This is a genomic window from Schaedlerella sp., assembly GCF_056796775.1.
This window is the reverse complement of sequence record NZ_JBQIKP010000007.1, coordinates 71,423-85,554: the sequence shown is the minus strand read 5'-3', so window position 1 is coordinate 85,554 and position 14,132 is coordinate 71,423. Positions and strand designations below refer to the sequence as shown.

General features: G+C 52.6%; 12 protein-coding genes. All 12 read left to right on the top strand.

The features are described from left to right. Positions 1-121: 121 nt before the first annotated feature. The 12 genes from hisC (at position 122) to trmD (ending at position 14,129) form a co-directional block, all read left to right on the top strand. Positions 122-1,207, top strand: coding sequence for a histidinol-phosphate transaminase (gene hisC / locus ACTOY7_RS05520; protein WP_300884516.1), 1,086 nt, complete (start codon positions 122-124; stop codon positions 1,205-1,207). Between the two features lie 226 nt (positions 1,208-1,433). Next, positions 1,434-1,943 carry a COG2426 family protein gene (locus ACTOY7_RS05515; RefSeq protein WP_160281901.1) on the top strand — a complete coding sequence of 170 codons (510 nt, stop codon included), beginning with the start codon at positions 1,434-1,436 and terminating at the stop codon, positions 1,941-1,943. 223 nt (positions 1,944-2,166) lie between these two features. Then, complete coding sequence (locus ACTOY7_RS05510) at positions 2,167-2,604, top strand: hypothetical protein (RefSeq protein ID WP_160281902.1); 438 nt, start codon at positions 2,167-2,169, stop codon at positions 2,602-2,604. Between the two features lie 138 nt (positions 2,605-2,742). Continuing rightward, complete coding sequence (gene ispG / locus ACTOY7_RS05505; RefSeq protein WP_482670752.1) at positions 2,743-3,801, top strand: flavodoxin-dependent (E)-4-hydroxy-3-methylbut-2-enyl-diphosphate synthase; 1,059 nt, start codon at positions 2,743-2,745, stop codon at positions 3,799-3,801. A gap of 15 nt (positions 3,802-3,816) precedes the next feature. Further along, complete coding sequence (locus tag ACTOY7_RS05500; RefSeq protein ID WP_482670751.1) at positions 3,817-8,586, top strand: PolC-type DNA polymerase III; 4,770 nt, start codon at positions 3,817-3,819, stop codon at positions 8,584-8,586. A 149-nt stretch (positions 8,587-8,735) separates the two neighbouring features. Further along, positions 8,736-9,971 carry a serine hydroxymethyltransferase gene (gene glyA / locus ACTOY7_RS05495; RefSeq protein WP_160281905.1) on the top strand — a complete coding sequence of 412 codons (1,236 nt, stop codon included), beginning with the start codon at positions 8,736-8,738 and terminating at the stop codon, positions 9,969-9,971. Between the two features lie 284 nt (positions 9,972-10,255). Further along, positions 10,256-10,606 (top strand): YlxM family DNA-binding protein, encoded by a 351-nt coding sequence (ylxM, locus tag ACTOY7_RS05490; RefSeq protein ID WP_160281906.1) that lies wholly within the window; start codon positions 10,256-10,258, stop codon positions 10,604-10,606. Positions 10,607-10,752: 146 nt separating this feature from the next. Beyond that, on the top strand, positions 10,753-12,111 hold the full coding sequence (ffh, locus tag ACTOY7_RS05485) for a signal recognition particle protein (RefSeq protein ID WP_300884519.1): 1,359 nt from the start codon (positions 10,753-10,755) through the stop codon (positions 12,109-12,111). 92 nt (positions 12,112-12,203) lie between these two features. Further along, a complete protein-coding gene (gene rpsP, locus ACTOY7_RS05480; RefSeq protein ID WP_016293904.1) occupies positions 12,204-12,449 on the top strand; it encodes a 30S ribosomal protein S16 in 246 nt (81 codons plus the stop codon). A 53-nt stretch (positions 12,450-12,502) separates the two neighbouring features. Further along, positions 12,503-12,733, top strand: coding sequence for a KH domain-containing protein (locus tag ACTOY7_RS05475; protein ID WP_016293905.1), 231 nt, complete (start codon positions 12,503-12,505; stop codon positions 12,731-12,733). A gap of 140 nt (positions 12,734-12,873) precedes the next feature. Then, complete coding sequence (gene rimM / locus ACTOY7_RS05470) at positions 12,874-13,380, top strand: ribosome maturation factor RimM (protein ID WP_160281908.1); 507 nt, start codon at positions 12,874-12,876, stop codon at positions 13,378-13,380. Then, the gene (trmD, locus tag ACTOY7_RS05465) at positions 13,377-14,129 is read left to right on the top strand and encodes a tRNA (guanosine(37)-N1)-methyltransferase TrmD (protein WP_482670750.1); all 753 of its coding nucleotides are present in this window, start codon (positions 13,377-13,379) and stop codon (positions 14,127-14,129) included. Before rimM ends, trmD begins: the two co-directional genes overlap by 4 nt. Positions 14,130-14,132 lie beyond the last annotated feature (3 nt).

The window sequence follows — 14,132 nt, the reverse complement described above, 5'->3', positions numbered from 1 at the left end:
GGAGGTCTGCTGTCAGGAAAAGGAATGATACAATATATGAGCCGTACCGCAGGATACACCCAGACTTGGACTGCCTGGAAAAGGAATGACAGTCCAACACAAACAGACAGAATAACAGGAGATGAGATCAGTGGAAACCAATCCCGGAATCATAAAGAATATACGAAAAGTAGACCCTTATGTACCAGGCGAGCAGCCTCAGCGTAAGGTGATTAAATTGAATACCAACGAAAATCCGTATCCGCCCGCCCCTGGGGTGGAGCGCGCTCTGCGGGAAATGGATGCGGATAGGTTCAGGTTATACCCGGATCCTTCCGCAAATGACCTGGTGTCCGCATTGGCGGAGCATTACGGGGTAGGCATGGATCAGGTGTTTGTTGGCGTCGGATCGGACGATGTGCTGTCCATGTGCTTTCTGACCTTTTTTAACTCCGAAAAGCCCATACTTTTCCCGGATATTACGTATTCCTTCTATAAAGTCTGGGCAGAATTATATCGGATTCCTTATGAATGCCCGAAGCTGGATGAAAATTTTCGGATCGTGAAGGAAGATTATTACCGGGAAAACGGCGGGGTGATCTTTCCCAACCCCAATGCGCCTACGGCTATCTATGAGGAGCTTGGATTCGTAGAGGACATTCTTATCCATAATCCGGATTCGGTCGTGATCGTGGACGAGGCATATATTGACTTCGCGGGAAAATCCGCGCTGGAGCTGATCGGCCGATACAGCAACCTGATCGTTGTCCAGACCTTTTCCAAAGCCCGCTCCATGGCCGGCATGCGGATCGGATATGCGATCAGCAGCCCTGCACTGATCCGGTATCTCAACGATGTGAAATATTCCTTCAATTCCTATACCATGAATCAGACGTCTATTGTCTGCGGAACGGAGGCGGTGAAGGATCGGGCATATTTTGAGAAGACCACAAAAAAAATCGTGGAAACCAGGGAATGGGCGAAGGAAGAGCTTCGGAGGTTAGGCTTCGAATTTCCAGATTCCAGGGCAAATTTCATCTTTGCAAGACATCCCCGGTATGATGCCGGGGAACTGTTCGAGGCATTGAAGAAACAGGATATCTATGTGCGCCACTGGGACAGCGAACGGATCCGCCAGTATCTGCGGATCACCGTGGGAACCAGGGAAGAGATGGAGGCGCTGTTCGCGGCGCTGAGAGCGTATATGTGTTATACTCACGGCCGATGAAATCTGCCGTGAGTATCGCGCCAGCCGCAGCCGCGAAGCGGCATATTTCCTTATGCGGCTGTGCGAATCAATTATACTGTGCGGCAGATTTATCTGGCGTGCAGTATAATATGCCGTATCGCAGTCTCTGCTTTTTCCTGCTTGGGAAAGGGATTCGAAACATACAGAGACAGCGATTTCTGAATCTGACATAAAACAGCAAAAACAGCAGGAGAGAATTTAGAAGATGAAAGAAGCACTGATCAGTTGGTTCATAGATAATTTAGGCGGAAAAGTCGGAAAAGAAGTGATCTTGTTTATCATTTCCATGGTTCCGATCCTGGAGCTTCGAGGGGGGCTTTTGGCCGCGGGACCGGCGGTATTGGACGTACCCATGTGGGAAGCGATCCCCATCTGCATCGTCGGAAACCTGATCCCGATCCCCTTCATCCTCCTTTTGATCACCAGGATCTTTAACTGGATGAAGGGCACGAAACGGCTGAAACCGCTGGTAGAGAAGCTGGAAAAAAAGGCCATGAGCAAGAGCGCCAACATTGAAAAATATGAGTTCTGGGGACTGGTTGCCTTTGTGGGGATCCCGCTTCCGGGCACCGGAGCCTGGACAGGCTCCCTGATTGCGGCATTAATCGGAATCCGCTTCCGGAAGGCGTTTCCGGCGATCGTGCTGGGAGTGTTTGTGGCGGCATTTTTGATGACGGTGCTGTCTTATGCGGTACTTGGCGGGATTTTTGTATAAGTCGTTACATGTCACACCCTGACCAATCACCACGCTGATTGGTCAGGAACAGTAACACTTATAGTGTTAGGAATCCGCTGATGAAATCCACCCGTTGACACCGGTTTGAAATATCCGTATAATAAAGGTAAAGACGGCGCGGAACGATATAGAATAACTGCCGTGTATTGCCGGTTTTCTGGCAAGCAGCGGCCAAATGTTCCGCCGGGAGGGAAGTTGCGGCATGATTGCGGAAAATGATGAGAAAAAAAGAAGTAAGCTCTGGAGAATTGCGATGACCGTTTCATCGGTATTGATCATTGTCATCGCCGTATTTTTTGGATATACGCTTTTTACTTCGAATCCGTTGGAGGGAAGATGGGTGAACGAAGGCAGCGGCCTTGTCATGCGGATCCAGGGCAACGGATCTGCGTCCATCGAATGGCCGGATGAATCGGACGGCGCGGTAGAACTGCAGTATCATGTGGATCTGAAATCCAAAATATTCACCTTGTATCAGGGAGAGGAAAACGGGACCTCGCAGGCGGTCTATGATACGTCGGCAGAATCCGGTTTTGCCGCGGAGAACATGGAAGGAAGCTATGACTACAGCTTGGAACAGGGAGAATTGACACTGACAGAACGGGAGTATGGTGATCAGATGGTATTTGAAAAAGAGTAGGATAACGCATGGAGGGATAAACAGCTTTGTATGTTCGGGAAGCTCCGGATATGCAGGGCTGTTTTGTGTCATGGAATATACCTCAAGGCATCCTATTTATGGCTGTTTTATAAGATATCGGAAAGGAGACAATAGAACATGCTGAGACAGAACACAAAGGAAATCCGGATCGGAGACGTGGTGATCGGAGGAAATCATCCGGTGGCGATCCAGTCTATGACCAATACAAAGACCGAGGATATCAAAGGAACCATAGAGCAGATCCACAGGCTGGAGGCGGCAGGCTGTGAGATCGTGCGCTGTACCGTTCCCACACTGGAAGCGGCTGAGGCACTGCGGGAGATCAAAAAAAATATTCAGATCCCTCTGGTGGCGGATATCCATTTTGACTATCGGATGGCGATTGCGGCCATTGAGAACGGAGCCGACAAGATTCGGATCAATCCGGGCAATATCGGTGGAGAGGAGCGCCTGAGGGCCGTCGTCGATAAGGCGAAGGAGCATGAGATTCCCATCCGGGTCGGCGTCAACAGCGGTTCCCTGGAAAAAACACTTTTGGAAAAATATGGTGCAGTGACGGCCGAAGGAATCGTAGAGAGCGCGCTGGATAAGGTGCGGATGATTGAGGAGATGGGGTATGATAATCTGGTGGTCAGCATCAAATCCTCCGATGTCATGATGTGCGTGAAAGCCCACGAGTTGATCGCAGAGCAGTGTCCATATCCGCTGCATGTGGGAATCACGGAGGCAGGGACGGTCTACTCCGGAAATATCAAATCCTCGATAGGCCTTGGGATCATTCTCTATGAAGGCATCGGAAACACGATCCGGGTGTCCCTGACCGGCGATCCGTCGGAAGAGATCCGATCCGCAAAGCTGATCTTGAAGACCCTGGGGCTTCGCAAGGGCGGTATTGAGGTGGTATCCTGTCCTACCTGCGGCAGAACCCAGATCGACCTGATCGGGCTTGCAAATCAGGTGGAGAAGATGGTTCAGGAATTTCCGCTGGATCTCAAGGTAGCAGTCATGGGATGCGTCGTGAACGGCCCGGGAGAAGCCCGGGAAGCAGATATCGGGATCGCGGGCGGCAAGGGCGAAGGACTTCTGATCAAAAAGGGAGAGGTCGTGAAAAAGGTAAAGGAAGAGGAACTTCTGGAAACGTTGCGCCGGGAATTACAGAACTGGGAAAATGAGTGACAGGAGCTGATCAATTTGGAACAAGTAGGAACCGCAAAATTATTTTTTGATGTATTTCCCACTCTGAAAGTGGAGGACTCTGTCCGTATGCTGTTTTCGGATGTGGAAGTGAAGAAGATCACCACCAATTCCGCACGGGATTTTCTGCATGTTTACATATTCAGCCGCCATCTGTTTCAGAAGAAGCAGATCTGGCACATGGAGCACAAGATCAAGGAGCAGCTGTTCGGAACCTCCATGGTCCATATTCATATAGAAGAAGAATACAGCCTGTCCGAGCAGTACACCCCCGCCGCCCTGATGGCGGAGTACCGGGAGAGCATTTCCCAGGAACTGCGGGACAGCAGCGTGCTGGCGGCCAATATGTTCGACCAGGCACAGCTTCGATTTGAGGAGGGGCAGATCTGCTGTCTGGAGCTGGCGGATACCATTGTATCCGAAGGAAGACGGGAGCAGATCCTGGAGCTTCTGGACGAGGTGTTCAATCGGCGCTGCGGCATTCCGACTGAGTTCCGCGTCACCTACCGGGAGAAAAAGGAAAGTAAGACACGGGAGTTTGAGGAACAGCGGATCCAGCGGGAGATCAACGCCATTTTCCAGAGGAATAAAAGTATTCACGGGGAAATGGATCCTGACGGGATGGGTTCCGGAGACCCCTCCAACGGCAGCGATTTTGCGGCGCCCTGGGAGGAACCTGGCAGTGTTTCCGGTGCTGCCTCAGACCGGGCGGGCGACTCGGATGCAGCCGGAGACCAGGGCAGGGGAACCAAAACGGCCTGGAATGCAGCAGGAGCCGCGGCCGGAAAGAACGGAACAGCAAATGGTGCCGCAGCCGGGAAAAATGGAAATGCAAACGGAAGAAATGGAAGCGCAAATGGGACGGCTGCCGGCAGGAATGGAAGCGCTGGTGCGGCTGCTGCCGGAAAGAGCAATGCGTCGGGCAGAGGCGGCTTTTCCTATGGCCAGGGGAAAAACGGCTTTCGGAAGGACTCCGGCAGGGATTATGTGCGCCCCTTAAAGCAGGGAGACGCGCCGGGCCTGATCTACGGAAGGGACTTTGAGGACGAGCCTTTGCGGCTGGATCAGGTGGCCACGGAGATGGGAGAGATTACTCTCCACGGCAAGGTCATCAGCTTTGAGACCCGGGAGATCCGGAATGAACGGACCATCATCATTTTTTCGATTACGGATTTTACGGATACCATTACCGTGAAAATGTTTGTCCGCAACGAACAGCTTGCAGAGTTGTTAGGCGACCTGAAAAAGGGCGCGTTTTTGAAGATCAAGGGCATCACCACCATTGACAAATATGACGGGGAGCTGACTATCGGCTCCATCACCGGGATCAAGAAGACCGGGGATTTTACCGTGTCCAGGCAGGACTTAAGCCCCATTAAGCGCGTGGAGCTCCACTGCCATACGAAAATGAGCGATATGGACGGGGTCTCCGAGGTCAAGGATATCGTAGGCCGCGCCCACAAGTGGGGGCATCCTGCCATTGCGGTCACGGACCATGGGACTGCCCAGGCATTTCCGGACGCCAACCACTATATCGAGCGATTGGACAAGGCAGACCCGTTCAAGGTCATTTACGGTGTGGAAGGCTATGTGGTGGACGACCTGACCGAGATCGCTGTGGGCGCCGGGGAGGAAAGCCTGGATGATACCTTTGTGGTATTCGACCTGGAGACCACGGGATTCAGCGCCATCAAGGACAAGATCATCGAGATCGGGGCGGTAAAGGTAGTTAAAGGAGAGATCGTGGATTCTTTCAGTACCTTCGTCAATCCACGGCGGCCCATTCCTTTTGAGATCACCAAGCTGACCAGTATCACGGATGAGATGGTCATGGAATATCCGGACATTGAGACCATTCTGCCCCAATTTCTGGAATTTGTGGGGGACGCGGTGCTGGTGGCTCACAACGCAGGTTTTGACGTGGGATTTATCGAGCAGAACTGCAGGTATCAGGACATTGAGCCCCATTTTATCTCCGTGGATACCGTCGCCCTGGCCCGGGTACTGCTGCCCACTTTATCAAAATATAAGCTGAACGTGGTGGCAAAAGCGCTGAACATTTCCCTGGAAAATCATCACCGGGCGGTGGACGACGCGGGAGCTACGGCAGAGATTTTTGTAAAGTTCGTGCAGATGCTCAAAGACAGAGACATTACCACCCTGAAAGGCATCAACCAGTTTGGAAATACCAACGAGGACGCGATCCGCAAGCTCCCCACCTACCATATTATCATCTTGGTGAAAAATGACATCGGCCGTTATAACCTGTACCAGCTGATCTCTGCCTCCAACCTGAAATATTTTGCCCGTCGGCCCAGGATTCCGAAAAGCCTGCTGAACCAGCACAGGGAAGGGCTGATCATCGGAAGCGCCTGCGAGGCCGGAGAACTGTTTCAGGCGATCCTGAATCAAAAATCCCAGGAGACCATCGCGAAGCTGGCGGATTTTTATGATTATTATGAGATCCAGCCCCTGGGGAACAACCATTTCATGCTGGAGAGCGAAAAGCTGCCGGACATTCAGACCGAGGAGGATCTGAAAAATTTAAACCGTCAGATCCTGGAGCTGGGAGACCAGTTCAAAAAGCCGGTTGTGGCCACCTGCGACGTGCATTTCCTGGATCCGGAGGACGAGGTGTACCGCCGGATCATCATGGCCGGAAAGGGGTTCAGCGACGCAGACAATCAGGCCCCGCTGTATCTGCGGACAACCGAGGAAATGCTGGGGGAATTTGAATATCTGGGTTCCGCGAAGGCCTATGAGGTGGTGGTGGAAAATTCCAACAAGATCGCGGCCATGGTGGAGAAGATCGCGCCGGTGAACCCCAACAAGTGTCCGCCGGTCATCCAGGATTCGGACCAGAAGCTGCGGGATATCTGCTACAAAAAGGCCCACGAGGTCTACGGGGACGATCTGCCGGTGCAGGTGTCCTCCCGGCTGGAAAGAGAATTGAATTCCATCATTTCCAACGGCTACGCGGTGATGTATATCATTGCCCAGAAGCTGGTGTGGAAATCCGTTGCGGACGGCTACCTGGTGGGCTCCCGGGGATCGGTAGGCTCCTCCTTTGTAGCCACCATGGCGGGAATCACGGAGGTAAATCCCTTAAGTCCTCACTATTATTGTAAAAAATGCCATTACAGCGAGTTTGAGTCGGAGGAAGTGAAGGCCTATTCCGGCTGCTGCGGATTTGATATGCCGGATAAGATCTGCCCGGACTGCGGGGAAAAGCTTGTCAAGGACGGATATGACATTCCGTTCGAGACGTTCCTGGGCTTCAAGGGGGATAAGGAGCCGGATATTGACCTGAATTTCTCCGGGGACTACCAGTCCAAGGCCCACAAGTACACAGAGGTGCTGTTCGGGGAAGGCTATACCTTCAAGGCCGGGACCATCGGCACGCTGGCGGACAAGACGGCCTATGGATATGTACGCCGGTATTATGAGGAGAAGAACCAGCGGAAGCGGAAATGTGAGATCGAGCGGATCAGCCAGGGTTGCACCGGAGTGCGCAGAAGCACGGGCCAGCATCCGGGCGGGATCGTGGTGCTGCCCCACGGCCATAATATCAATGAATTTACTCCGGTGCAGCATCCGGCAAATGATGTGACCACAGACATCGTGACCACCCATTTTGACTACCATTCCATTGACCACAACCTGCTGAAGCTGGACATCCTGGGACACGATGATCCTACCATGATCAAGATGCTGGAGGAATACATTACCTCGGAATCCCTGGAAAATGACTACAATGAGGAGCACCCCTTTGTGGCCACCCAGATCCCTCTGGACGACCAGGAGGTATTATCCCTGTTCCACGGCACCCAGGCCCTGGGGATCAAGCCGGAGGACATCGAAGGATGCAAGCTGGGGTGCTTAGGCATTCCGGAATTTGGAACCGATTTTGCCATGAGCATGGTCATTGAGGCCAATCCCCAGTCTCTGTCGGATCTGATCCGGCTGGCGGGATTGTCCCACGGAACCGACGTATGGCTGGGAAATGCCCAGGATCTGATCCGTTCCGGTACGGCCACCATTTCCACGGCCATCTGTACTCGTGACGATATTATGATCTACCTGATCAACCAGGGCGTGGACAGCGCGCTGTCCTTTACCATCATGGAAAGCGTCCGGAAGGGAAAGGGGCTCAAAGACGAATGGATCGCGGCCATGAAGGAAAAAAATGTGCCGGACTGGTATATCGGGTCCTGCAAAAAGATCAAGTACATGTTCCCGAAAGCCCATGCGGCCGCCTATGTCATGATGGCGTACCGGATCGCGTACTGCAAGATCAACTATCCGCTGGCCTATTACGGGGCGTATTTCAGCATCCGGGCGGATGCCTTTTCCTATGAGCTGATGTGCCAGGGGAAGGAGAAGCTGAACTACTACATCAAGGATTATAAAAAACGGTCGGATACACTGACCAACAAGGAGCAGGATACTTTGAAGGACATGCGCCTTGTGCAGGAAATGTATGCCCGGGGGCTGGATTTTACGCCCATTGACCTGTACCGGGCCAAGGCGAAGCAGTTCCAGATCGTGGACGGGAAGCTGATGCCCTCCTTCGCCAGCATCGAAGGCATGGGGGAAAAAGCGGCGGAAGCGGTGGAGCTGGCGGCCAAGGACGGAGCATTTCTGTCTCTGGATGACTTCCGGGAGCGGACCAAAGTCAGCGTGACCGTGATCGACCTGATGTCGGATCTGGGGCTCTTCGGAGACCTGCCCCAGAGCAACCAGCTGTCGTTGTTTGACCTGGCATAAAAAAGCTCGAATCCGGATATTGCACAAAAAACTTAGGCTTGTAAACAGGATAGTAAAATGATATGATGTGAATGCTGCAACAATATTTTTTGGAATGCAGTGTATGTTTGCATATGGATTCTAATTCGAGAGATGTGGAGGAAACGAGAATGTACGATTTTGAAGAGATCAGGAAAACAGACGGTGAGATCGCGGATGCCATCCGGGCGGAGATGGACCGTCAGAATTCTCATATCGAGCTGATCGCGTCTGAGAACTGGGTAAGCCAGGCTGTGATGGCGGCGATGGGAAGCCCCCTGACCAACAAATACGCGGAAGGCTATCCGGGGAAGAGATATTACGGCGGATGCCAGTGCGTGGATGTGGTAGAGGATATCGCCAGGGAGCGGGCAAAGAAGCTGTTCGGCTGTGAATATGTCAACGTGCAGCCCCATTCCGGAGCCCAGGCGAATATGGCGGCCATGTTCGCCATGTTAGAACCGGGAGACAAGATCATGGGAATGAACCTGGATCACGGCGGACACCTGACCCACGGCTCTCCGGTGAACCTGTCCGGAAAATATTTTGACGTGACCTTTTACGGTGTAAATGATAACGGCGTAATCGACTACGACAATGTATTAAAGATCGCGAAGGAGTGCCGTCCGAAGCTGATCGTGGCGGGGGCCAGCGCATATGCCAGAACCATTGACTTCAAAAGGTTCCGCGAGATCGCGGATGAAGTGGGCGCTTACCTGATGGTGGATATTGCCCATATCGCCGGCCTGGTTGCCACAGGACTGCATCCAAGCCCGATCCCCTATGCTCATGTGACCACCACCACGACCCACAAGACCCTTCGGGGGCCAAGGGGAGGCATGATCCTGAGCAGCGAGGAGATGAATAAAAAGTTCAACTTTAATAAGGCCGTGTTCCCGGGAACACAGGGAGGTCCGCTGATGCATGTGATCGCGGCCAAGGCAGTCTGCTTCCAGGAGGCGCTGCAGCCGGAATACAAGGCCTATATGGAACAGGTCGTAAAGAATGCGAAGGCACTGTGCAAAAACCTGCAGGCACGGGGAATCAAGATCGTATCCGGAGATACGGACAACCACCTGATGCTGGTAGACCTGACGGAAAAGGATCTCAGCGGAAAAGAGCTGGAGAAGCGTCTGGATGATGCCCATGTAACGGCAAATAAGAATACCATTCCCAATGACCCCCGTTCTCCGTTCGTGACAAGCGGTGTGAGACTGGGGACTCCGGCCGTGACGACCCGCGGCATGGTGGAAGAGGATATGGAAAAGATCGCGGAGATCATTTCCCTGGTGATCGAGAGCGAAGATAACGTGGAGAAGGCGAAAGCCATGGTGGCGGAGCTGACTGCAAAGTATCCGCTATGCTAATATAAAGATATTTAAAATGATAGTCTGAGTTGGTGCTACGGGGAAATGATATTTCCCCGCAGCCCCGAGCGTTTTAGCTTTCATTCTGTTCGATTAGTACAGCATTGCGAATCTGCTCCACAAATAATCTTACCGGTTTGGAATAAACCTGATGCCGTTTCCAGATGATATTCAGCTGTCCTGTGGCAGAAGGATTAATCTCACTTTACACGAACAAAAGTTTGTAAAGAGAAAAGACTTGACAACACATTTTTTTTCGGTTAAGATAGCAGAGGTGATGAGCAATGGATGAGATTTTACAACAGGCACTGCTGTATGATTTTTATGGAGAGCTTCTCAATGACCACCAGAAGGAGATTTATGAGCAGTTTATCCTGGAGGATCTTTCCTTAAGCGAGATTGCGGAAGCGGAAGGGATCAGCAGGCAGGGGGTTCATGACCTGGTGAAGCGATGTCAGAAGGCTTTGGAAGGATATGAGACCAGGCTGCATCTGGTCAGACGGTTCCTCTCCATCAAGGAGAAGGTCCGTGAGATGGAGACGCTTCTGGATACCGCCGAACTGACGAAGGAGAACCAGGGAGAGTTGCGGCGGCAGTTCCGGGAGCTTTCTGATTCGATCCTGGAAGTGCTGTAGGATTGCCGCATGCCCGTCAGGAAAAAGGATGCTGCATGTACCGCGCGATCCATACAATAACCTGGAAACCGCAGGAACACAGAAGATTTCAGTGACTGATCATGTATAGAAATGTTCATCCGACAGGATGACAGAGGAGTTGGACAATGGCATTTGACAGCTTAACGGAAAAACTTCAAAACGTATTTAAAAATCTCCGCAGCAAGGGACGGCTCACCGAGGAGGATGTAAAGGCGGCCTTAAAGGAAGTCAAGATGGCGCTTCTGGAGGCGGATGTCAACTTCAAGGTGGTCAAGGGATTCGTCAAGGATGTCCAGGAGAGGGCCATCGGGCAGGACGTGATGAACGGACTGAATCCGGGCCAGATGGTCATCAAGATCGTGAATGAAGAGCTGGTGTCCCTGATGGGCTCGGAGACCACCGAGATCCGGCTGCAGCCGGGGAGTGCCGCGACTGTGATCATGATGGCAGGCCTCCAGGGCGCAGGTAAGACGACTACCACGGCAAAGCTTGCGGGCAAGTTCAAGCTGAAGGGCAAAAAGCCGCTTCTGGTGGCATGCGATGTATACAGGCCCGCCGCTATCAAGCAGCTGCAGATCAACGGAGAGAAGCAGGGCGTAGAGGTCTTTTCCATGGGCGACAAGGTGAAGCCTGCGGATATCGCGAAGGCGGCGCTGGAGCATGGAGCAAAGAACGGCAACAACATCATCATTCTGGATACGGCCGGCCGGCTCCATATCGATGAAGATATGATGGCCGAACTTCAGGAGATCAAGGAAGCAGTCACCGTACACCAGACGATCTTGGTGGTAGACGCCATGACCGGGCAGGATGCGGTCAACGTAGCAAAAAGCTTCCATGAAAAGATAGGGATTGATGGCGTAATCGTCACCAAGCTGGACGGCGATACCCGAGGCGGCGCCGCGCTGTCCATCAAGGCCGTGACCGGAAGGCCTATCCTCTATGTGGGTATGGGCGAGAAGCTTTCTGACCTGGAGCAGTTTTATCCGGATCGGATGGCATCCCGGATCCTGGGCATGGGCGATGTCCTGACGCTGATCGAAAAGGCGGGGGCAGAGCTGGACGAGGAAAAGGCCCGGAAGATGACGGAAAAGATGAAGAAAGCCCAGTTTGATTATGAGGACTATCTGGAAAGCATGAACCAGATGAAGAAAATGGGCGGACTTTCCGGTGTCATGAGCATGATGCCGGGGCTGGGAGGAGCCATGGGCGGCAGGTCGAAAATGCCGGATCTGGATTCCGAAGAGAATGAGAAGCGGATGGCCAGGATGGAGGCCATGATCTATTCCATGACGCCGGAGGAACGGCGCAATCCGGATCTCATCAATCTTCCGAGAAAGCATAGGATCGCAAAGGGCGCCGGAGTGGATATCTCAGAGGTGAACCGCATGGTGAAGCAGTTCAACGAAACCCGGAAGATGATGAAGAAGCTTCCGGGACTTATGGGCGGTGGTAAAAAAGGCAGGTTTCGGCTTCCTTTTTAACACATAAATGATCCGGCAGTCAAATTGACCGGCGGATCGAAAAAGAATATGACAAACAAAAATAAAAACAAGAAAGAATGAGGTGCAAGACAATGGCAGTAAAGATCAGGTTAAAGAGAATGGGAAAGAAGAAGGCTCCTTTTTATAGAATCGTTGTAGCGGATTCCAGATCCCCGAGAGACGGCAAGTTCATTGAGGAGATCGGAACCTACGACCCGAACCAGGAGCCCAGCCTGTTCAAGGTGAATGAAGACGCGGCCAAGAAGTGGCTGAACAACGGCGCGCAGCCGACAGAGGTTGTAGGCAAGCTGTTCAAACTGGCAGGAATTGAAAAATAATCGAATCTGTACTGAACAGAGACAAAGAATCTGATCCGCGGAGGTACGCGCGCATGAAAGAATTAGTAGAAGTAATCATCAAAGCATTGGTGGACAACCCGGACGGCGTTACCGTTACGGAAAGACAGGACGGCAGGACGACTGTCCTGGAGGTCCGTGTTGCGGACGGTGACATGGGAAAGGTCATCGGCAAGCAGGGACGTATTGCCAAGGCGATCCGTTCCGTTGTCAAGGCGGCTGCGGCCAGGGATGACAAACGAGTGGTTGTGGACATTATCCAATAGGAGCGCAGTAAAGTTGGGGGTTGTCGGAAAATACAGATTTCTCAAAAGATATTGTTATGCGGTATGATAAATCACAGCAGTATCTTGCGGTTATACGGCTGTTTTCCGACAGCCCCTTTTTTATAAAACAGGAGTGTGGCATGGAGCAGTTTTTTCAAGTGGGGGTTATTACCTCCACACACGGGATCCGCGGTGAGGTCAAGGTATTTCCGACCACCAGTGATCCGCAGCGTTTTCGGAAGCTGAAAGAAGTGATACTGGCTTCGGAAAAGGAACAGGTTTCTCTGGAGATTCAGAGCGTCCGGTTTTCCAAGCAGTTTGTCATCGTAAGGTTCCGGGGGATTGATGATATCAACGAGGTGGAAAAATATAAAGGGCGGCAGCTTCTTGTAGCCCGGAAGGATGCCGCAAAGCTGGAGAAGGACGAGTACTATATTGCCGACCTGCTGGGCATGGATGTGGTGACAGATGACGGGGAGAAGGGAATCCTCAAAGACGTGATCGAGACCGGTGCCAATGAAGTCTATGCAGTGCAGTTTGAAACATCAGGGGAAGTACTCATCCCCGCGATCCGGGACTGTATCCTGGACGTGGATGTGGAAGCGGGAAGCATGCGGGTACATTTATTGGAAGGGCTGAAAGAATGAATTTTTATATACTGACATTATTTCCTGACATGGTATCACAGGGACTGAATACCAGCATCATCGGACGGGCTGCCGGACGGGGGCTGCTATCTATCCGAACCGTCAATATCCGGGACTATGCGTTTAATAAGCATCAGAGTGTGGATGATTACCCCTACGGAGGTGGAGCCGGTATGCTGATGCAGGCAGAGCCGGTATACCTGGCATACGAGGCGGCGGCGGCGGAGATCCGGACGCGGCGGCAGGGGTGCGGGGAGCAGGAGAGGAAGCCCAGAGTGGTGTACCTTTCTCCCCAGGGAGCGGTATTCAATCAGTGCATGGCAGATGAGCTGGCAAAGGAAGAGGACCTGATCTTTCTCTGTGGACACTATGAGGGGATCGACGAGCGGGTGCTGGAAGAGATCGTGACCGACCAGGTGTCCATTGGGGATTATGTGCTGACCGGCGGCGAGCTCCCGGCCATGGTCATGGTGGATACGATCTCCCGTCTGGTGCCGGGAGTGCTCCACAACGATGTGTCTGCGGAATCGGAATCGTTCCAGGACAATCTGCTGGAGCATCCCCAGTATTCCCGGCCGGAGGTGTGGCATGGAAAACGGGTACCGGAGGTGCTTTTATCCGGACATCACGCCAATATCCTGAAATGGAAGCGGGAGCAGTCCATCCTCCGCACAAAGGAGCGGCGGCCCGACCTGCTGGAACGCTGTGCTTTGACGGAACAGGAAAAAGTCTGGATTGGAAAAATGTGACGG

Coding starts and splice junctions, on each gene's coding strand:
- hisC (WP_300884516.1), top strand. CDS start 122: ATGAGATCAGTGGAAACCAATCCCGGAATCATAAAGAATATACGAAAA.
- ACTOY7_RS05515 (WP_160281901.1), top strand. CDS start 1,434: ATGAAAGAAGCACTGATCAGTTGGTTCATAGATAATTTAGGCGGAAAA.
- ACTOY7_RS05510 (WP_160281902.1), top strand. CDS start 2,167: ATGATTGCGGAAAATGATGAGAAAAAAAGAAGTAAGCTCTGGAGAATT.
- ispG (WP_482670752.1), top strand. CDS start 2,743: ATGCTGAGACAGAACACAAAGGAAATCCGGATCGGAGACGTGGTGATC.
- glyA (WP_160281905.1), top strand. CDS start 8,736: ATGTACGATTTTGAAGAGATCAGGAAAACAGACGGTGAGATCGCGGAT.
- ylxM (WP_160281906.1), top strand. CDS start 10,256: ATGGATGAGATTTTACAACAGGCACTGCTGTATGATTTTTATGGAGAG.
- ffh (WP_300884519.1), top strand. CDS start 10,753: ATGGCATTTGACAGCTTAACGGAAAAACTTCAAAACGTATTTAAAAAT.
- rpsP (WP_016293904.1), top strand. CDS start 12,204: ATGGCAGTAAAGATCAGGTTAAAGAGAATGGGAAAGAAGAAGGCTCCT.
- ACTOY7_RS05475 (WP_016293905.1), top strand. CDS start 12,503: ATGAAAGAATTAGTAGAAGTAATCATCAAAGCATTGGTGGACAACCCG.
- rimM (WP_160281908.1), top strand. CDS start 12,874: ATGGAGCAGTTTTTTCAAGTGGGGGTTATTACCTCCACACACGGGATC.
- trmD (WP_482670750.1), top strand. CDS start 13,377: ATGAATTTTTATATACTGACATTATTTCCTGACATGGTATCACAGGGA.